Raw genomic sequence first — 18794 nt, 5'->3', positions numbered from 1 at the left:
CGTCCAGGGTAGAGCGGTGCCCCGGCCCTATGAAACCACATGCGTGACATGAAGGAAAGGCTCCGGGGGAGACCTGCTTGCGCTCCCGGCGCGGAGAGGAAAGAGAGTCTCAAAGGAGATGCAGTGACGTTACGGCCCGCAAGGACAGGAGACATCAAGGAGGTCCAGAAGCTCATCAACGAGTTTGCCAAGCGGCAGGAAATGATACCCCGCTCCCTCAACGAGCTTTACGAGAACCTGCGCGACGCCCTGGTGGTGGAGGAGGACGGGGAAATCACCGCGACCTGCTCCCTGCATGTGGTCTCGGAGGACATGGCCGAAATCCGCTCCCTGGCCGTCCGTGAAGGACATCAGAAGAAAGGGATAGGGAAGGCTCTCCTCGAAAGGGCCGTCCAGGAGGCCGGGGACTTGGGCGTCAGAAGAATCTTCTCCCTCACCTACCAGCCGGAGTTTTTCACGCGGTTCGGCTTTCGGGTCGTGGACAAGGCCGCGCTTCCCCACAAGGTCTGGGGAGACTGCCTGAAGTGCCACAAGTTTCCGGAATGCGACGAGACGGCCGTTGTCCTGGAGCTCGGCAGCCAGGGGGCCCGGTGATAAATATCGGGGTGCTGGCCAGCGGCAGGGGGTCGAACTTCCAGGCCATACTGGACGCCCGGGACAGGGGTCTTTTCGAGGCCCGGGTGGTCCTCCTCATCGTGGACAACCCCGATGCCTACGCCCTCACGCGGGCCGCAAGGCACGGCGTGGAGTCGCTTTGCATCGACCCCCGGGAGTTCGCCTCCGGGGACGCCTTCTACGGGCGCATAGCCCGGGAGCTCACGGGGCGGAACGTGGACCTGGTGCTTTTGGCGGGCTTCATGCGGGTGGTGGGGAAACCCCTGCTGGAGGCCTTTCCCCTCCGGGTGATGAATATCCATCCGGCGCTTCTGCCGTCGTTTCCGGGGCTGCACGGGCAGGCGCAGGCGCTTGAGTACGGGGTGAAGGTATCGGGGTGCACGGTGCACTTCGTCGACGAGGGCGTGGACACCGGGCCCATCATCATACAGGCCGCCGTCCCGGTCCTGGACGGGGATACGGAAGAGAGCCTCTCCGCGAGGATTCTCGCCCAGGAGCACAGGATATACCCAGAGGCCGTGCGCCTCTTTGCGGAAGGCCGTCTTGAGGTCGCGGGGCGAAAGGTCTTCGCCAGGGGCTCCGCGAGCCCGGCCGGCACTCTGACAAACCCCCCCGAAGGGTTCTGATTGTCCACTGCCTGCGGGGATGTCCGGGTTTTTCTTGAGTCGGGAACAAGTGCGGAGTTAAGATAAGCCAAGGAGGAGAGGGCATGGTCACCGGGAAACCGCTTTTTACGGTCAATCAGATCCAGGAAAAGGTCCATGAGCTGGCCGGCAGGATATCGGAGGACTATGCGGGCCGGGACCTTTTGGTCGTCTCTCTCCTGAAGGGGGCCTTCATGTTCACGGCCGACCTCGTCAAGAACATCCGCATCCCCCTGATTATCGACTTCATGGTCGTCTCCAGCTATGCCGCGGACCGCAGCACCGGAGAGGTGGTCATCCACAGCGACGTCCGCGAGAGGGTGGAAGGCAGGGACGTCCTCATCGTGGAGGACATCATAGACTCGGGTACCACGCTTAATTACGTGCGCGAGCACGTCCTTCAGAAGAACCCGCGGACCCTGAAGATATGCGGGCTCCTGGACAAGCGGGAGCGGCGCACCGTGGACGTGCCCATCGAGTACGTCGGTTGGGAAATTCCCAACCTCTTCGTCGTCGGCTACGGGCTGGACTACGACAACAAGTTCCGGAACCTGCCGTACATTTCCGTGTTCAAAAAGACCATCTGAGGAGCGCATCGCCAATGTTCGAACTCATGGTGGAGACCAGCTTTGCCGCGGCGCATCAGCTCAGGGGCTACGGCGGCAAATGCGAGCGCATGCACGGGCATAACTGGAAAGTGCACGTGCACGTGGTGGCGGAACGGCTCAACGACATCGACCTGGTCATCGACTTCCACGAACTGAAGAAACTGGTGGGCGAGGCCACGGTGTCCCTGGACCATTCCTTCCTGAACGAGCTCTTCCCCTTCACGGAGAAGAACCCCTCGTCGGAGAACGTGGCCAAGTGGATATTCGATACCGTGAAAAGGAAGATGCCGTGGGACCACGTCCGCCTGTCGGCCGTGACCGTCTGGGAGTCGGAGACGTCTTCCGCTACGTATTATGAGGACTGACGAGGACTTCGCCCGCAGGCTGCTTGCCAGGGCCCGGGAAGAGACGGGCGGCCTGGCAGAGGTCTATCAGCGGGCCTCGCGGACCCTCTCGGTGGACGTCAAGGGCGGAGAGGTGGAGGCCCTGGAGACCTCCGTCGGGTTCGGCTACGCGCTCAGGGTCATCAGGGACGGGCACGTGGGCTTCTCCTATGCCACGGACAAGGACGCCCTCGAAGCAGTCCGCGCAAACGCGCTCGAAACGATGAAGGGCACTGAAAAGGACGAGTTTGCCGGACTTCCCGGGCCTGAGGCCGCCCGGAGCCTGGACGTGTACGACCCGGCGGTGGCCTCCATATCGGAGGAGGAGGCCATCCGGGGGGCCCTGGACGTGGAGAGGGCGGCCCTGGGGGCCGACCGGCGGATGAAGAAGGTACGGCGCGCCCAAGCCTCCTTCGGCCAGAGCGAGACCCTGGTCATGAACACCAGGGGTGTCTCCGTGAGCTACCCCTCCACCCTGGTGGGCGGCAGCATCATGGCCGTGGCCGAGGAGGGTCAGGAAAGCCAGATGGGGTGGGGCTATCAGGTGAACCGCTTCCTCCGCGGGGTCTCCTTCCCCGGGGTGGGCGCCGAGGCCGCACGCCGCGCGCTCTGCATGCTCGGGGCCAGGCGCATCTCCCCGGTCAAGGCCCCGGTCCTTCTGGACGGCCAGGTGGCGGCGGAGTTCCTTTCGGTCTTCGCCTCGATGCTTTCGGCCGACGCCGTGCAGAAGGGAAAATCCCTCCTGGCGGGCAAGGTCGGCCAGCGCGTGATGAGCGAGAACGTGGACATCGTGGACGACGGGCTCCGCCCGCGGGAGCCGGGCTCCCGCCCCATCGACGACGAGGGGGTTCCGGTGGGTCGGCACGAGCTGGTTTCCCGGGGGGTGCTCAGGGGATACATGCACAACACCCGCACGGCAGCCAAGGACGGCGTCCGCTCCACCGGAAACGGCATGCGGCGAGGGTTCCAGGCGCTCCCCACGGTGGGCCCCGTCAGCATGTATCTGGATGCGCCGGGCGAAAAGCCCACCCTGGAGACCCTTCTGGGCGGCATGCAAAGGGGCCTTTATATCGTCGAAGCCATGGGCGTGCATACGATAAATCCCATATCCGGCCATTTCTCCATAGGGGTGTCGGGCCTCTGGGTGGAAGGGGGAAAGGTGCTGTATCCCGTCAAGGAGGCCGCCGTTTCGGGTAACCTTCTTGAGTTCTTCGGAAAAGCGGAGGCCCTGGCCGGAGACCTGAGGTTCTACGGAAGCATAGGCTCTCCGAGCCTCCTCGTGGGCCCCACGGACATCAGCGCTTAGCCATGAGTGTTGCGGACGAGGCACGGAGAATTTTCATCGTCGATGACGAGCCGGACATTCTGGAGTCGCTGCGTGCGGTCTTCGCCTCCCGGGGCTACGAGGCCATGACCGCCGCATGCGGCGAAGAAGCCGTCCGCCTCTTCGCCGACCGGCCCGTGCCCGTTGTGGTCTGCGACCTCGTGCTTCCCGACCTGCCGGGAACGGAGCTTCTCACGCGTTTCCGGGACATTCTGCCCGAGGTCCAGATGATCATGGTGACCGGAAAGGGAACAATCGACGCCGCCGTCGGCGCCATGAAGGCGGGAGTCTTCGACTTCATCACCAAGCCGGTCAACCCCGAACACCTTCTGGAGATGGCCAACCGCGCCGAGCAGCTCTATACGGCCCTGTCGGAGCGGCGAGACCTCATCGAGCAGATGGACCAGCTTACGGAGAGGCATTTCGTGGGCTCGCATCCCTCGGTGAAGAAGCTCCTGCGCCTCGTCGGCACCGTGGCCCCCAGCGAGAGCGCGGTGCTCATCGAAGGAGAGTCCGGCACGGGCAAGGAAGTGGTTGCCCGCCTCATCCACCGGCGGAGCAAGCGGTCCGGGGGCCCCTTTGTGGCCGTGGACTGCGGGGCCATTCCCGAGGGGCTGGTGGAATCGGAGCTCTTCGGATACGAGAAGGGCGCTTTCACGGGGGCCATGAGCAGCCGGCCGGGGAAGTTCGAACAAGCGCACCGGGGAACGCTGTTTCTGGACGAGATAGGCAACCTGCCGCTGCTCTCACAGGCCAAGCTCCTCAGGTCCCTCCAGGAAAGCGCCATCCAGCGCCTGGGGGGCAGGCGCGAGGTTCCCGTGGACATACGCCTCATCGCGGCGGCCAACCAGCCCCTGAGGGACGCCGTGCGGGGAGGGCGGTTCCGGGAGGACCTTTTTTACCGCCTGAATATCGTCACCATCCGGGTGCCGCCCCTGAGGGAGAGAAAGAGCGACATCCTGGCCCTGGCCATGCACTTCGTTCAGAAACACCGGGAGAAGGCCGGCGGCAGCGCCTCCGGCGTGACGAAGGACGCCCTCAAGGTCCTTATGGGCCACACGTGGCCGGGCAATGTCCGGGAGCTGGAAAACGCCATCGAGCACGCCCTCATCATGGCCTCCGGAAAGCAGATACAGGCGTACGACTTGCCTCCGCTGGGCGATGAGGACGGGGGCGAAGGCCCTTCCCGTCTCGATGAGGCGGAAAAGGACCTCCTGGAGAAGGCCCTCAGGGAAAGCGGAGGCAACAAGTACCAGGCGGCCAGGATGCTGGGCATCCCGCGGTCAAGCCTTTACAGCAAGCTGAAAAAATATGGCCTCTCCCGGACCTGATAAGAGAAAAGAGGGCAATGAGAGCCGCCCTCCGGAGAGGGAAAGTTCGGAAAGTTCCGACTTCCTGGCCCGCCTTGCCTCCAGGCTCTCCCACAAGGTGAGCAATTCCCTTGCCTCCTCCCTGAATTATGCCTTCATCCTGAAGGAAATGCATAAGGACGCCGACACCCGGGAAATGGTAAAGAGCATCGAGTCCGGCGTCGGGAAAGCCGCCGCTGCGCTTCACGCCTTTGCCGACGCCTGCCGTCCCGACTGCGGCGGCCGCGGCACGGTCGCGCTGGATTCGATTCTGGCCGAGGTGGTGGACACCGTTTCGCCCGAGGCCAGGGACCAAGGCGTTGCCCTGACAACCCAGTGCGCCCGCGGGGTGGTGGTGGAGACCCGGGCGGACGGGCTCAGGGAGGCCCTCTCCGAGGTGGTGAGAAACGCCCTGGAGGCCAAGGGCAAGAGGGTGGACGTTCGGGGTTTCGCCGAGGAGGAGTCCGTGGTCCTCACCGTGCAGGACGACGGGCAGGGCATGGAGGCGGAGGACATCACCCAGGCGTGTGAGCCCTTCTTTGCGAGGAAGCCCGGCTCCCTGGGCCTTGGCCTTTTCAGGGTGAGCCGCATCATGGAGGTCCTGGGAGGCGAGGTAAAGCTTTCCGGGGCTTCGGGGCAGGGGACCCTGGCCGTGCTCACCGTGCCCAAGAGGTCTTAAAGCGGCGGCCTGTCTGTCCGGCAGGCGACAGTTTGTCCAAAATCCGACGTATCAGGCTTTTCTATCTCCTCGATAATACACGCCTTTTACCTGGCACATCTTCTGCATAAGATATGACATGCAGATACTTGTAGTGGATGACGAAAGGGAGATTCGCGACTCCGTGAGTGAAATTCTCCGTATTGCAGGGTACAAGGTTCTGACAGCCGCCGACGGCGAAGAGGCGCGTAGGTGCATAGAAACCGAGAAGATAAGCATGATGCTCATGGACCTCTGCATGCCGGGCATGAACGGTGAGGAGCTCCTCATGAGCCTGGATAAGAACCCCAAAAGGCCTCCGACCCTGGTTATTACAGCCCTTGCGCCTTGGCAGCTCATGCATCTGATGAAGGCGGGCATCGGCTATATCCGCAAGCCCATCAACAGCGCCTTGCTGCTGGGAGCCGTGGAGACCGTCCTGAGGAAGGAGGCCGCACATGAGTCTTAGGGCCCTGAGCGAAGCCATCATCCTTCAGCAGCTAGAGGACCTCTATGACGAAAGACATACCGCGGAGAGCCTGGAGTTTTTCAGCAGCGAAGGCTTCTCGCAGACGGCAGCGCTCCTCGGGCTGGATGCCAGGGAGAGGATGAGAATCATGGCCCTGGCCACGCGGATTAGCCGACACGCTCAGAAGCAGCACAAACGCAGGCCCCGATACGCAGGCAGGGCATTTACCTCCCCTCATGCCCTGCCTGCCTCCCCCTCCAGGACCTGACATCGTCAGCATCTTGGAGCGCGAAAAGCCCCGCCCGCCCCGGCGGGGCTTTTCTTTTGGAAGGGGGCTGGCCCTGTCTCTCTTTTCCAGGAATGCCCGTCCATCTTCTCCGGAACTCTCCTTCCCGAGGAGGGTGGTATAATCGCCGGGAGGACTAGGGGCATGGAGCTTGACGCCAGGGTTCGCCAGGACGCCATTGCGAGACGTGTCTTCTCCCGGGCAGGGGAGGTTTACCTTGTGGGGGGATACCTGAGAGACCTCGTGGCCCGCGGGGTGCGGTCTCCGGACATGGACTTTGCCGTGAGGGGCAATCCCGGCCCTCTGGCCCACGGGGTATCGGCGTCCCTGGAGGGCACGCTGGTCGCCCTGGGAAAGGAGGGCCTCCTTCGGGTGGTCCTCAAAGGCGGGAGGGTCCTGGACTTCTCACCCCTCAAGGGGTCCATCGAAGAGGACCTCCGGAGGAGGGACTTTACCGCAAACGCGCTGGGCTGGTCTCCCGGGACCGGGCTTCTGGACCCCACCGGGGGGCTGCGCGACATCCAAAGAGGGATACTCCGGGGCGTGGCGAGGCAGAACTTTGTGAGCGACCCCCTGCGCATCCTCAGGGCCTACCGCTTCCTCGCCGAGCCCCCCTGGCGAATCGAGAGGGGCACGAGGGCGGTCCTGCGCGAGCTTGCGTCCCTGGCCGGCAGGCCGGCGGCTGAAAGAATTACTTTAGAGTTTTTCAGGCTCCTCAACGGCGAAAGGGCGCAGGAGGCCCTTCGCACGGCCTACCGCGACCGGGTCCTCCAAGGGATAGTATCCTTGCCAGATGGGCAGTTACGCCGGAACATTCAACGTCTTTCGAGCGTTGCGGGGAAGGTTGAGAAAATACCTGAAAGGTATTACTTGAAGGTATTCCCCCAGGGGCTCGACTTCCCGGGGCTCCTCCGTCTTGAGGGCCTCTTCATCGGCGCCGGGGAGCACCGGCTCAGCCTGAGCCGGCCCGTCCAGAGGCGTCTGCGGCTGGTTCAGGACAACTTCCAGAGGTTTCAAAAAACGGATTTCAGCCGGAAGGATGTGCTTTATGACCTGTTCGCCGAGGGAGGGGAGGCTGCCCTGGACCTGCTTGTCCTGAGCTGCCAGGTGGAGCATCTGGCCCAGCTCAGGAAATTCTGGAAGATAAGCGCCAAGGGGCTTCTCTCTTCGGTGGAGGTCATGGAGCTGGGCACGCTAAAGCCCGGACCGGCCCTGGGCAGGCTCCTCTACGAGCTCCGGAAGGCCCAGTTCACCGGAGAGGTCCGCACAAGGGCACAGGCCCGCAGATGGATATCAAGCAGAAGATTAACTAAACTGAGATAAGGCTTCTTATAATAAGGTAAATGTTTGGATTAGACTGGCGTTGCTGTGTGTCTCTTGGTCACTTCGGTATTTTACATAATATACCTTATCGGACGTTATAATCGACACGAGCTGTTGACAACCTGTTCATGAGAGAAGCGCTGCCCGCCCCCCGTACCTTCTCTGACAAGGGCTTTTCTGTTCGTGTACAGGTTTTGTTCAGAGAAAAAGCGCTTTCGTGCCGCAGGGTTACGGCGCAGCAACGGGCTCTCCCCACAGGGCTTCGTCCTCGAGGGCGCCAATCCTAACGGGGACAAGGCTTCCCTTGAGACGACCCTCTCCGGGCAGGCGGACTTTCAGATAATTCCTGCTCGTGCCCTGCACAAGGCCGTCGGGCAGTTCCTCCTCCACGAGGACCTCGAGTATGCGGCCCACCTGCCTCTTCATGAAAGCCTTCTTCTTTTCAAGGGCAAGGCTTCTGAGGCGCGCCGCACGCTTCTTCTTCAAGGGCCCGCTTACTGCACCCGGCATTCCGACCGCGGGCGTGCCGGGCCTGGGCGAGTACGGGAATACGTGCACATAGGTAAACGGCAGGCTCTCAAGAAGATTGTATGTGTTGAGGAAGGCCTGGTCCGTTTCCCCGGGGAAGCCCGCGATGACGTCGGTGCCCAAGGCCATCCCCGGGTAGCGCTCCGAGATGCCCTGCACCCTCCGACGAAACGCCTCCGCACTGTAATGCCGATTCATCCTTCTGAGAACGCCGTCGTGCCCGCTTTGAAGAGGAATGTGAAGATGGCGGAGAAGGCGCTCGTCCTCGAAGAGCTCAAGCAGGGACTGGTCGACCTCGCCCACCTCCAGGGAGCTCAAACGGACTCGCTTGACGGCCGTATCGCTCAGGACCTTTCGCACCAGGGCGCTCAGGGGCTTCGCGGGCGTGAGGTCCACGCCGTAAAGACCCAGATGGATGCCCGTAAGGACGACCTCCTGCGCCCCCTCGGCCACGGCCCGCCGAACCATCCGCGCCACCGCCTCGGGCTCGACGCTGCGGGGCCTGCCCCGGGCCCTCCAGACCAGGCAATAGCTGCACCGCCTGTCGCAGCCGTCCTGCACCTTGAGGAAAGCCCTCGTGCGCGCTGCCCCCAAAAGATGATGCGTTTCATGAGCTTGCTCGTCTATGTAGCTGATTATGGAATCTTTTTCTGCGTTCCGAACGACGTGCTCCACCCCGCCCAACCCGCGCGCACGCTCGGCATTGAGCTCCGCGTAGCAGCCCGTGACCAACACCCGGGCCCCCGTTCGCCCGGCCCGGCGAATGAGCTGCCGCGACTGGTAGTCGCTCTTGCCGGTCACCGTGCAGGTATTGACGACGCAGACATCCGGGGCGTCCCCGAGGCCCACGATGGCATGGCCCCTGCTTCTCAGGGCGCCCTCCCACTGGGCAGCCTCGGCCTGGTTCACCTTGCATCCGAGGGTAAGGAGGGAAACCTTCATGAGCTGAGCACCTCACCCTCCAGGGAATGCCTCCTGGCCCGCACAATGCGCACGTCGAGCAGCGTGCCCTCAAGGTCCTCTCCGCCTTGGAAGGTCACTATCTTGTTCGTCCGGGTCCTTCCCGTAAGCTGTCCCGGAAGGGCCTCGCCTGGCCCCTCCACCAGGACCTCGGTGGTTGTGCCCGTAAGGGCCTCGTTCTTCCCAAGGGTTATGGAGTCCTGAAGCTCCAGGACCTCCGCAAGCCTGGCGCTCCTGACGGCATCGGGCAGGTGCCCCTGCATCGCCGCGGCGCGCGTCCCCGGCCGGGGGGAGAACGCGAAGGCGAAGATGCCGTCGAACCGCACCTCCCCGAGGACGCCGAGCGTATCCCGATGGTCCTCCTCCCGCTCTCCGGGGAACCCCGTGATGATATCCGTGGTGATGGCCACACCGGGGACGCGGGCCCTCAGGGCCTGCACCTTTTTCAGGTATTCCTCCCGGGTGTACTTGCGGTTCATCTCGCGGAGAACGCGCGTGGAGCCGGACTGTAACGGCAGGTGGACGTGCTCGCAGGGCTTCTCAAGGCCGGCCAGGGCATCCACAAGCTCCGGAGAGAAGTCCTTGGGATGGCTTGTCACAAACCGGATGCGCGCAAGGCCGTCCACCCCGTTCAGCCGTCTCAGGAGCCCGGGGAAGTCCACGTCACTGCGGTAGGAGTTGACGTTCTGCCCCAGCAGGGTCACCTCCCTGAAGCCCTCCGCCGCCAGGGCCCGGACCTCCGAAACGATGCTCTCGCTCGGCCTGCTTCTCTCCCTCCCCCGGGTGTAGGGCACGATGCAGTAGGAGCAGAAGTTATCGCACCCGTACATGATGCTCACCCACGCCCTCCCCCTCTCCTTCCTCAGCACCGGAAGCTCCATCGTCGCCAGGCCGGGGTTTTCCTCCAGGGCGAGAAGGCTCTCCTTCTCCGATACGCCCGTCAGGGCGTGCAGGTTCTGCGGGCCGAACAGATAGTCCACATGGGGCGCCCGCCTGAGAAGCTTCTCGCCCATCTGCTGGGCGATGCACCCGGCGACGGCCACCCGCAGAGCGGGGCGCCTCTCCTTCATCCGCCGGGTCCTGCCCAACTCGCTCAGGAACTTCTGCTCGGCCTTCTGCCGGATGCTGCACGTATTGAAAATGATAAGGTCGGCGTTCTGCCTGTCCTCGGTAAGGTCGAAGCCCTGGGCGCGGAGGATTCCGGCCATCTTCTCCGAGTCGTGCACGTTCATCTGGCAGCCGAAGGTCTTTATGTAGGCTTTCTTCATCTCCGCTCATAACCCCTTAATAGAACGTCTTTTATTATCACCCATGGCAGGCGGGGAAGGCAAGGGATGGGAAGAGGCACGTGTGATTCCCCTCACTCGTGCTTTCCCGCGCCTGGTGATAATAGAAAGAGGATGCCTTCATGGGAATGGAAAAGGCGGCTCAATGAGACATGATGCTTACACAGGCCCCGGTTTCGATGCCTGTGCGGGATGCGGGCAGAAGGTCATCACCGGGGCCATGCGGTGCCCCCGGTGCGGGAGGCTCCTCATCTCGCCCGAGGAACAGCTTGAGAGGCTCACGAAGCTCAAGGAGCGGAAGAAGGAGTCTCATGCGGGCAGGATTCTACGGGCCCTCCTCTGGCTTCTCATCATCGGCACGGCCTATTATTTCTTTTCCGACCGCATCAGGTCATTCCTTCTCTCTGTCCTCCGAGGATGAACGCCCGCCACTGCGCTGCGGTCGCTGAAGAAAGAGAACCCGTTTCGGGGACATTACGAGACGGAACATCCGGGCACCGAAAAAAACATTCCTGGTCTTTAGTCTCCAGTTTCCAGTCAGCTCAGGACGCCTGGAAGCGGAACTTCCGGAGCCTCAGGGCGTTGCTGACGACCGTCACCGAGGACATCCCCATGGCCGCCGCGGCGAAGATGGGGCTCAGGAGAATGCCGTAGAAGGGGAAGAGCACACCCGCCGCCAAGGGGATGAGGATGGTGTTATAGGCGAAGGCCCAGAAAAGGTTCTGCTTGATGTTCCGGAGGGTCGCCTTCGAAAGGGCGATGGCCGTGGCTACCCCCGTGAGGTCGCCCTTGATGAGGGTGATGTCGGAGGCTTCGATGGCCACGTCCGTGCCGGTGCCGATGGCTATGCCCACGTCGGCCTGGGCCAGCGCGGGGGCGTCGTTTATGCCGTCGCCCACCATGGCCACCACCTTGCCCTCCTCCTGGAGCTTCCGCACGTGGGCCGCCTTCTCGTCCGGAAGGACCTCCGAGAGCACGCGGTCGATGCCCGCCTCCCGGGCGATGGCCTCCGCCGTGCGCCTGTTGTCCCCGGTAAGCATCACGACCTCCACGCCCATTTTCCCGAGCGCCTGCACGGCCCGCAGGGAGCTTTCCTTGAGGGTGTCGGCCACGGCGACGACGCCCGCCGCCCGGCCGTCCACGGCCACGAACATCGGGGTCTTCCCCTCCCCTGCCAGGCGCTCTGCCTCTCCGGCAAGGCCGCCGCGCTCCACGCCGTCATGCTCCATCAGGGCGGCGTTGCCCAGAAGGACCTTCCGCCCCTGCACCTCCGTCCTGATGCCTTTGCCGGGCACCGCCTCGAAGGCGCCGTGCTCGGCCAGATTTGCCCCGGCCGCCCTGGCCTTCCTCACGATTGACTCCCCCAGGGGGTGCTCAGAGCCGCGCTCCGCACTGGCGGCAAGAAAAAGGACATCGGCCTCCGAGAACCCGTCCCTGCCCAGGACGTCGGTCACCGAAGGCTCTCCCCTGGTGAGGGTGCCCGTCTTGTCGAAGACGATGGCGTCTATCTTGTGGGCCGTCTCCAGGGACTCCCCACCCCTGATGAGGATGCCGTTTTCAGCCCCCTTCCCAGTGCCCACCATGATGGAGGTGGGGGTGGCCAGCCCCAGGGCACAGGGACAGGCGATGATGAGGACGGCGATGAAGTTCAGGACCGCATAAGTAAAGGCCGGAGCAGGCCCGAAGAACAACCAGACCAGAAACGTCACGGTGGCGATGCCCATCACCGTGGGGACGAATATGGATGCTATCTTGTCGGCCAGCCGCGCTATGGGGGGCTTGGTGCCCTGTGCCTCCTGCACCATCCTGATTATCTGGGCCAGCATGGTGTCGCGGCCCACCTTGGTAGCCTCGAACCTGAAGCTCCCGGTCTTGTTGACGGTGGCCCCGATGACCTCCTCGCCCGCGCCCTTCTCCACGGGGATGGACTCTCCGGTGACCATGGACTCATCCACGGAGGAAGAGCCCTCCCGGATGACGCCGTCCACGGGTATCTTCTCCCCGGGGCGCACGATGACGATATCGCCGGGCTCGACCTCCTCCACCGGGAGGTCCTCCTCGGTGCCGTCCCGCACCACCCGGGCTGTGCGGGCCTGAAGCCCCATGAGCTTCTTGATGGCCTCGGAGGTGTGCCCCCGGGCGCGCGCCTCCAAAACCCGCCCCAGGAGAATGAGGACGATGATGGCCCCGGCGGTGTCGAAATAGACGTGGGCGGAGTAACCCTTTATCTCAAAGACCCAAGGGAAGAAGGTCGCCGTGATGCTGTAGAGGTAGGCGGCCGAGGTGCCCACGGCGATGAGGGTGTTCATGTTGGTCGAGCGGTGCCGGGCCGCCGAGAGTGCTCCGGCGTAAAACTGCCAGCCTATCCAGAACTGTATGGGGGTTTCCAGGACGAGCTGGAGACGGTAGTTCCAGTACCGGGGAATATCAAGGAAGGCCGAAAGGCCGAGCCTCTCCCAGAAAACCAGGAGAAACACCGGGACCGACAGGGCAATGCCTGTGAAGAGCTTCCTCTTCATGGCCCTGAAGGCCGCCTCCCGCTCCCTTCTCTCCTTCTCGACCACGTCCTCGCCCTTCTGCACGCTGAGGACGTCGTAGCCCGCTTCCTTTATGGCCCTGCGGAAGTCCCTCAGGCCCACCTGCTCCGGCACGTACTCTACCACGGCCCGCTCCGTGGCCAGGTTCACCGAGGCCGAGAGGACCCCGTCGAGGCCCTCGATGGCCCTCTGCACCCTGGCCACGCAGGCAGCGCAAGTCATCCCCTTGATGGGAATCTCAGTCCTCTCCACCGAGGCCCCGTAGCCTAGGTCCTGCACTTTCTCGATAAGGTCGTGCGGCTGGATGCGCCGGGAGTCGAAACTCACCGTAGCCCGTTCGGCGGCGAAGTTGACCGCGGCCTCGTCGACGCCCTCCGTCTCCTTCAGGCCCTGCTCCACCCGTGCCGCACAGGCGGCACAGGACATGCCCGTCACGTGGATGTCCAGGGTCCTTCTGTCGCCGTCTCCCTTATCTGCCCTGTTCTTCTCAACCATGTTCCCGCTCTCCTCAGGCGGCTCACGTCTTATTTATATTATATGCTCAAAACTTTGAAAAGACTGTGAAGACGGTTCTGTGCATATGCTTATAATAATTATAATCGGCTATGCTAAGGGTGCAAGAGGAATTCTCATGGAAACCATGAGAATGAGTTGACAAAAGAGCTATAAGTATTTATTATTATCCCATTATTTTTTTGGGGGACTCTCGGGGGAGGGGTTTGTCCGCGCCGGTCCCTTTTATAGATTTATTAAAATTTTTTTCAACTTTTTGAAGGCGGCGCATGGTATTTTATACATTCGGCTGACTCCTGCGCCAGCATCCGTCTCAACAAGAGAAACCTAAGGAAGGGGGAGGAACGTAATGCTCGTCATCGGTGAAAAACTGAGTGTTATCGCCAAGCGGGTCCGCGAGGCCATGGAAAACAGGGACAAGGGCCCCATCCAGGAGATAGCGAAGCTCCAGCATCAGTACGGGGCCGGCATGATAGACGCCAACATAGGCCCCGCCGAGGACGGCGGCGAGGAGCTGATGCAGTGGATGGTCACCACCATCCAGGAGGCAGTCCCCCTGCCCGTCTGCCTGGACACCACCAACGCCAAGGCCATCGAGGCGGGTCTCCAGGTGCACAACAGCGAATGGGGCAGGCCCCTCATCAACTCCACCAGCAACGACCCCGAGAGGTTCCCCATCGTGGAGCTGGCGGCCAAGTACAACTCCCAGCTCATCGGGCTTACCGTGGGCAAGGGCGGCCTGCCTGCCGACGCGGAGGAGCGGGCCGGCATCGCCTCGGAGATAATGGCCCGGGCCATGGAAAACGGCATTGCCCTGGAGGACCTGTACCTGGACCCCCTGGTGCTTCAGATAGCCACCACGCAGGAGCAGGCCCTCAAGGTCGTCCAGTCGGTCAAGATGTTCCAGGAGCTGAACGACCCTCCGATGAAGACCGTGGTCGGCCTGAGCAACATATCCAACGGCTGCCCCAAGGAGGTCCGCCCCATCCTGGACCGCTACTATCTCGCCCTCCTCATGTACGAAGGGCTCACCGCCGCCATCGCGGACCCCAGGGAAGTCAGGGAGACGGTCAAGACCATCGACGTCATGATGGGCAAGACGCTGTACGCCCACTCGTTCCTCGAAATGTAAGGCACCCGGAGAATAAAACTCCATAAGGAGGATGACATGGCTTTCACAGCACCGAAGGAAACCTACCCGGGCAAGGTCTACCCGGTCGGCATGGGGACGGCGGAGAAGGCCGTCATCGTCGGCGGCGAGAACGTCCTGCCCTTCCACGGCTTCGAGGGTGAGATACCCGGCAAGCCCCTCGTGGCCCTGGAGGTCCAGGACGTGCCTCCTCAGGACTGGCCCAAGGCCGTCCGTGACGCCTGCGAGAGTGTCTCGGGCGACCCGGTCTCCTGGGCCAAGCACTGCCAGGACGCCCTGGGGGCGCGGGCCATCGCCCTGAGGCTCATCGGCACCCATCCGGACAGGGAAGACCGCTCGGCGGAGGATGCCGTCAAGACCGTCACCGACGTGCTGGCGGCTGTGCAGGTGCCCCTCGTCATCATGGGGAGCAACCACGTGGAGAAGGACTCCCAGGTCCTGGTGGCCGTGGCCGAGGCCGCCAAGGGCCGCAACTGCCTCATCGGGAAGGCCCAGGAGGCCAACTACAAGACCATCGCGGCGGCCGCCATGGCCAACGACCACCAGCTCATCGCCATGAGCGAGCTGGACATCAACCTGTCCAAGCAGCTCAACATTCTCATCACCCAGATGGGCTTTGCCAAGGAGCGCATTGTCACCGACCCCATGTCCAGCGCCCTCGGGTACGGCCTTGAGTACACCTACTCGGTCATGGAGCGCATCAGGCTGGCCGCCCTCACCCAGAACGACGCCGTCATGCAGCCCCCCATGCTCGCCGACCTGGGCATGTACGTCTGGAAGATAAAGGAGACCACGGCCACCGCCGAAGATATGCCCGAGTGGGGGACCCTCCCGGAGCGGGGCATCGCCTGGGAGGCCGCCACGGCCGCGGCGTTTCTCCTTGCGGGGGCGGAGCTCCTCGTGATGCGCCACCCCGAGGCAGTGGAGGCAGTGGAAAAGTTCATCGCCGAGATGGAGGTATAGCACAATGGCATTGACGGGTGTTCAGATATTCAAGCTCCTTCCCAAGACCAACTGCAAGAAGTGCGGGTATCCCACCTGCCTGGCCTTCGCCATGAAGCTCGCCCAGCGGCAGGCCTCCATCGAGGACTGCCCGGACGTCTCGGAGGAGGCCAAGAGGACCCTGGGCGAGGAGGCGGCCCCGCCCATCCGCCCGGTAACAATCGGTATGGGAGAGAAAGCCGTCACCATGGGCGAGGAGATGGTGCTGTTCCGCCACGACAAGAAGTTCTTTCATCCCACGGTCTATGCCGTCCAGATAAAGGACACCGCGCCGGAGGCCGACGCGGCCGCGACCATCGACGAGGTGCTCGCCTCCGAGATGGAGCGCGTGGGGCAGCACCTGAGGATAGACGCCCTTTATCTTTCCAACGAGTCCGGAGAATCCGCACCCCTGGAGGCCCTGGTGAAGCTGGCCGCCGAGAAGGCCCCGGGGTTTCCCCTCATCATCGCCGCCACGGACGCCTCGGTGGCCTCCGAGGCCCTGGCCTACGTGGAGGGCAGCAAGCCCCTGCTTTTCGGGGCCAACGCCGAGAACCTGGAGTCCATGTGCAGGCTGGCCAGGGAGAAAGGGGCTTCCCTGGGGCTCGTGGCCAAGAGCCTCGAGGAGGCCAGCGAGCTTACCGAGAAGGCCAAGGCCCACGGCGTGGAGGACCTGGTCATCGACCCCGGAGCCAGAAAGGCCGGGGAGATACTCCGCGACAACACCCTGATGAGAAGAGCGGCCCTCAAGAAGAACTTCAAGCCCCTGGGCTATCCCATCCTCACCCCCGTCCAGAGGGACGACGAGATGCTCGAGACCCTGGTGGCGACGGTGGGGGTCTGCAAGTACTCCTCCATCGTGGTCCTCTCCAGCGTGAAGAAGTGGAAGAGCCTCGCCCTCTTCGCCCTGAGGCAGAACATCTACACCGACCCTCAGGTCCCCATGCAGGTGGAGCAGAAGGTCTACAACATCGGCGAGCCCGACGGCGCGGCCCCGCTGATGATAACGACCAACTTCTCCCTCACCTACTTCATCGTGGCCGGCGAGGTGGAAAACAGCAAGGTGCCCAGCCGCCTGGCGGTCATGGACTGCGAGGGCCTCTCCGTCCTGACGGCCTGGGCCGCCGGGAAGTTCACGGCAACCAAGATAGCCCAGTTCATCAAGGAAAGCGGCGTGGAGAACGAAGTGGCCAACAAGGAGCTCATCATCCCCGGCTACGTGGCCATCCTTTCCGGGGCCCTGGAGGACAAGCTCGAGGGCTGGAAGATAACGGTGGGCCCCCGGGAGGCCAACGCCATTCCCGCTTTCCTGAAATCGCGGTGAAAAAGGGAATAAGATAGTAAATACAAAAGAAACCATAAAAACTGGTACAATACGAGAATACGGCAGCAGCCGTCCAAAACGTTTAGGAGGTCGGGATGTCGAAACTCATTGCCTCTGCCGCGATACGGGGAGCCAACACCCTCGTAAAGCGGGCGGAAGAGATGCTGGAGAAGGCCATCGCCGAGCACGGCGAGGATTATGTCTTCGAGTTCCCGGACACGGCGTTCTATCTGCCCATGGTCTACGCCATGACGGCCTATCCGGTGAAAACCCTCGGGGACATGCGCGTGGCCCTGGGCTATGCCAAGGAGATGTCCCATCCGGAGCCTGAAGAAGCACTCTGGAAACCCTACCTCGGCGAGGCCCTGGACTCCGGGATGGCCACCCTCTTTGCCGAAGAGGTCATCCTGGCCCTCCGCTACATCGAGGGGCTGGAGCCCGTGAAGGACCCCGAGACCGGGTTCGAGTACAACGGCTTTATCACCGACACCATCCAGAGGAACCTGGGCATCCAGCTCGTCGACGGCTCCATGCCGGGGTTTGCCGCCATCATCGGGGCGGCCCCCGACGAGGACAAGGCCCTGAGCATCGTCAGGGAACTGCAGGAGAAGAACATCCTGACCTTCCTCTCCGGCCACTCCAACGGAAACAGCATGACCAAGCAGCTCCTGAACAAGGGCGTGGAGCTGGGCTGGGATTCCCGCATCGTGCCCCTCGGCCCCGAAACGGAGCACACCCTGTACGCCCTGGACTGGGCCATCCGGGCCTCCCTCATCTTCGGCGGAAAGAAGCCCGGCGCCTTCCGGGAGCATCTCCACTACCAGAAGGACCGCGTGTTCGCCTTCGCCATCGTCCTGGGGGCGCTGGACGACATCAAGTGGACCACCGGCGCAGGGGCCATCAACATGGGCTTCCCCGCCGTGGCCGACACCGACATACCGGTCATCCACCCCACGGGCGTTTGCACCTACGAGGAAGTGGACAAGGAGTTCGACCATGCCCAGATCGTGCAGCGGGCCATCGAGATACGGGGCCTGAAGATCGTGGTCGAGAAGCCCCCCATCCCCGTGGCCTACGGCCCCGCGTTCGAGGGCGAGCGCATCCGCAAGGAAGACATGTTCATGGAGTTCGGCGGCCAGCGCACCCCGGCCTTCGAGCTCGTGGAGATGAAGGACATGGAGGAGGTGGAGGACGGCAAGATTACCGTCGAGGGCGCCAACTGGCAGGAGACCTACCAGGCCGGCGGCAAGATGCCCCTGGGCATCGTGGCCAAGGTGGCCGGCCGGAAGATGCAGAAGGACTTCGAGAGCGTCATCGAGCGGAAGGTTCACCACGTGCTGAACGAGGCCCAGGGCATCTGGCACATGGGCCAGCGCGACATGAACTGGATACGCATCAGCAACGCCGCCCAGAAAGACGGCATTACCCTGGAGCACCTGGGCGTCATCCTCACCACCATGGTCAAGCATCTCTTCAAGAGCATCGTGGACAAGGTGGAGGTCACCCTGTACACCGACGAGGCCAAGGTCAAGGAGCTGGCCGAGCAGGCCCGCGCCGTCTACAGGGAGCGCGACGACCGCCTGGGCAACCTCACGGACGAGGCCGTCGACACCTTCTACTCCTGCCTCCTGTGCCAGAGCTTCGCCCCGAGCCACGTCTGCGTCATTACCCCCGAGAGGCTGGGCCTCTGCGGGGCCTTCAACTGGCTGGACACCAAGGCGGCCTTTAAAATTTATATGATGCGATAGCGATTTTGAAGCAACACGCCGCTTTCCAGTACCATATGCTTTACAAGCGCCTTCCAGACTGTTATCGAT

At 63.0% G+C, this 18794-nt stretch carries 18 protein-coding genes; 15 read left to right on the top strand and 3 right to left on the bottom strand.

Annotation, left to right across the window (positions count from 1 at the left end; translation table 11 throughout):
* Positions 1 to 123: 123 nt before the first annotated feature.
* The 10 genes from P8Y39_00090 (at position 124) to P8Y39_00045 (ending at position 7698) form a co-directional block, all read left to right on the top strand.
* Positions 124 to 594 (top strand): N-acetyltransferase, encoded by a 471-nt coding sequence (locus P8Y39_00090; protein ID MEJ2190732.1) that lies wholly within the window; start codon positions 124 to 126, stop codon positions 592 to 594.
* Positions 591 to 1241 carry a phosphoribosylglycinamide formyltransferase gene (gene purN / locus P8Y39_00085; GenBank protein MEJ2190731.1) on the top strand — a complete coding sequence of 217 codons (651 nt, stop codon included), beginning with the start codon at positions 591 to 593 and terminating at the stop codon, positions 1239 to 1241. The genes P8Y39_00090 and purN overlap by 4 nt, the downstream gene beginning before the upstream one ends.
* Before the next feature lie 83 nt (positions 1242 to 1324).
* Positions 1325 to 1846, top strand: coding sequence for a hypoxanthine phosphoribosyltransferase (gene hpt, locus P8Y39_00080; GenBank protein ID MEJ2190730.1), 522 nt, complete (start codon positions 1325 to 1327; stop codon positions 1844 to 1846).
* Between the two features lie 14 nt (positions 1847 to 1860).
* A complete protein-coding gene (queD, locus tag P8Y39_00075; GenBank protein ID MEJ2190729.1) occupies positions 1861 to 2232 on the top strand; it encodes a 6-carboxytetrahydropterin synthase QueD in 372 nt (123 codons plus the stop codon).
* On the top strand, positions 2222 to 3556 hold the full coding sequence (locus P8Y39_00070) for a TldD/PmbA family protein (protein MEJ2190728.1): 1335 nt from the start codon (positions 2222 to 2224) through the stop codon (positions 3554 to 3556). Before queD ends, P8Y39_00070 begins: the two co-directional genes overlap by 11 nt.
* Positions 3557 to 3558: 2 nt before the next feature.
* Complete coding sequence (locus tag P8Y39_00065) at positions 3559 to 4905, top strand: sigma-54 dependent transcriptional regulator (protein MEJ2190727.1); 1347 nt, start codon at positions 3559 to 3561, stop codon at positions 4903 to 4905.
* A gap of 148 nt (positions 4906 to 5053) precedes the next feature.
* Positions 5054 to 5602 (top strand): HAMP domain-containing sensor histidine kinase, encoded by a 549-nt coding sequence (locus P8Y39_00060; GenBank protein ID MEJ2190726.1) that lies wholly within the window; start codon positions 5054 to 5056, stop codon positions 5600 to 5602.
* Between the two features lie 118 nt (positions 5603 to 5720).
* Positions 5721 to 6089, top strand: coding sequence for a response regulator (locus P8Y39_00055; GenBank protein MEJ2190725.1), 369 nt, complete (start codon positions 5721 to 5723; stop codon positions 6087 to 6089).
* A complete protein-coding gene (locus P8Y39_00050) occupies positions 6079 to 6357 on the top strand; it encodes a hypothetical protein (GenBank protein MEJ2190724.1) in 279 nt (92 codons plus the stop codon). The genes P8Y39_00055 and P8Y39_00050 overlap by 11 nt, the downstream gene beginning before the upstream one ends.
* 162 nt (positions 6358 to 6519) lie before the next feature.
* Complete coding sequence (locus P8Y39_00045; GenBank protein ID MEJ2190723.1) at positions 6520 to 7698, top strand: hypothetical protein; 1179 nt, start codon at positions 6520 to 6522, stop codon at positions 7696 to 7698.
* Positions 7699 to 7926: 228 nt separating this feature from the next.
* Here the strand turns inward: P8Y39_00045 and mtaB are convergent, their stop codons facing one another.
* Complete coding sequence (gene mtaB / locus P8Y39_00040; GenBank protein ID MEJ2190722.1) at positions 7927 to 9168, bottom strand: tRNA (N(6)-L-threonylcarbamoyladenosine(37)-C(2))-methylthiotransferase MtaB; 1242 nt, start codon at positions 9166 to 9168, stop codon at positions 7927 to 7929.
* On the bottom strand, positions 9165 to 10454 hold the full coding sequence (miaB, locus tag P8Y39_00035; protein MEJ2190721.1) for a tRNA (N6-isopentenyl adenosine(37)-C2)-methylthiotransferase MiaB: 1290 nt from the start codon (positions 10452 to 10454) through the stop codon (positions 9165 to 9167). The genes mtaB and miaB overlap by 4 nt, the downstream gene beginning before the upstream one ends.
* Positions 10455 to 10617: 163 nt before the next feature.
* Between miaB and P8Y39_00030 the strand changes: the two genes are divergently transcribed.
* Positions 10618 to 10893 (top strand): hypothetical protein, encoded by a 276-nt coding sequence (locus P8Y39_00030; protein MEJ2190720.1) that lies wholly within the window; start codon positions 10618 to 10620, stop codon positions 10891 to 10893.
* Positions 10894 to 11014: 121 nt separating this feature from the next.
* On the opposite strand, the gene P8Y39_00025 is transcribed toward P8Y39_00030, so the two are convergent.
* Positions 11015 to 13504 carry a heavy metal translocating P-type ATPase gene (locus P8Y39_00025; protein MEJ2190719.1) on the bottom strand — a complete coding sequence of 830 codons (2490 nt, stop codon included), beginning with the start codon at positions 13502 to 13504 and terminating at the stop codon, positions 11015 to 11017.
* Between the two features lie 367 nt (positions 13505 to 13871).
* Here P8Y39_00025 and P8Y39_00020 point away from each other — a divergent pair, with 367 nt between their 5' ends.
* From P8Y39_00020 to P8Y39_00005, 4 genes are all read left to right on the top strand, one after another.
* Entirely contained in the window at positions 13872 to 14654 is a 783-nt protein-coding gene (locus P8Y39_00020) for a dihydropteroate synthase (protein MEJ2190718.1), read from the top strand.
* 36 nt (positions 14655 to 14690) lie between these two features.
* A complete protein-coding gene (locus P8Y39_00015) occupies positions 14691 to 15635 on the top strand; it encodes an acetyl-CoA decarbonylase/synthase complex subunit delta (GenBank protein MEJ2190717.1) in 945 nt (314 codons plus the stop codon).
* Between the two features lie 4 nt (positions 15636 to 15639).
* Positions 15640 to 16977 carry an acetyl-CoA decarbonylase/synthase complex subunit gamma gene (acsC, locus tag P8Y39_00010; protein ID MEJ2190716.1) on the top strand — a complete coding sequence of 446 codons (1338 nt, stop codon included), beginning with the start codon at positions 15640 to 15642 and terminating at the stop codon, positions 16975 to 16977.
* 95 nt (positions 16978 to 17072) lie between these two features.
* Positions 17073 to 18725 carry a CO dehydrogenase/CO-methylating acetyl-CoA synthase complex subunit beta gene (locus P8Y39_00005; GenBank protein MEJ2190715.1) on the top strand — a complete coding sequence of 551 codons (1653 nt, stop codon included), beginning with the start codon at positions 17073 to 17075 and terminating at the stop codon, positions 18723 to 18725.
* The last annotated feature ends 69 nt before the right edge of the window (positions 18726 to 18794 follow it).

It is taken from the genome of Nitrospirota bacterium (assembly GCA_037386965.1).
Taxonomy (GTDB): domain Bacteria; phylum Nitrospirota; class Thermodesulfovibrionia; order Thermodesulfovibrionales; family JdFR-86; genus JARRLN01.
The sequence above is the reverse complement of the archived record's forward strand: the minus strand, read 5'-3'. Positions and strand labels throughout refer to the sequence as shown.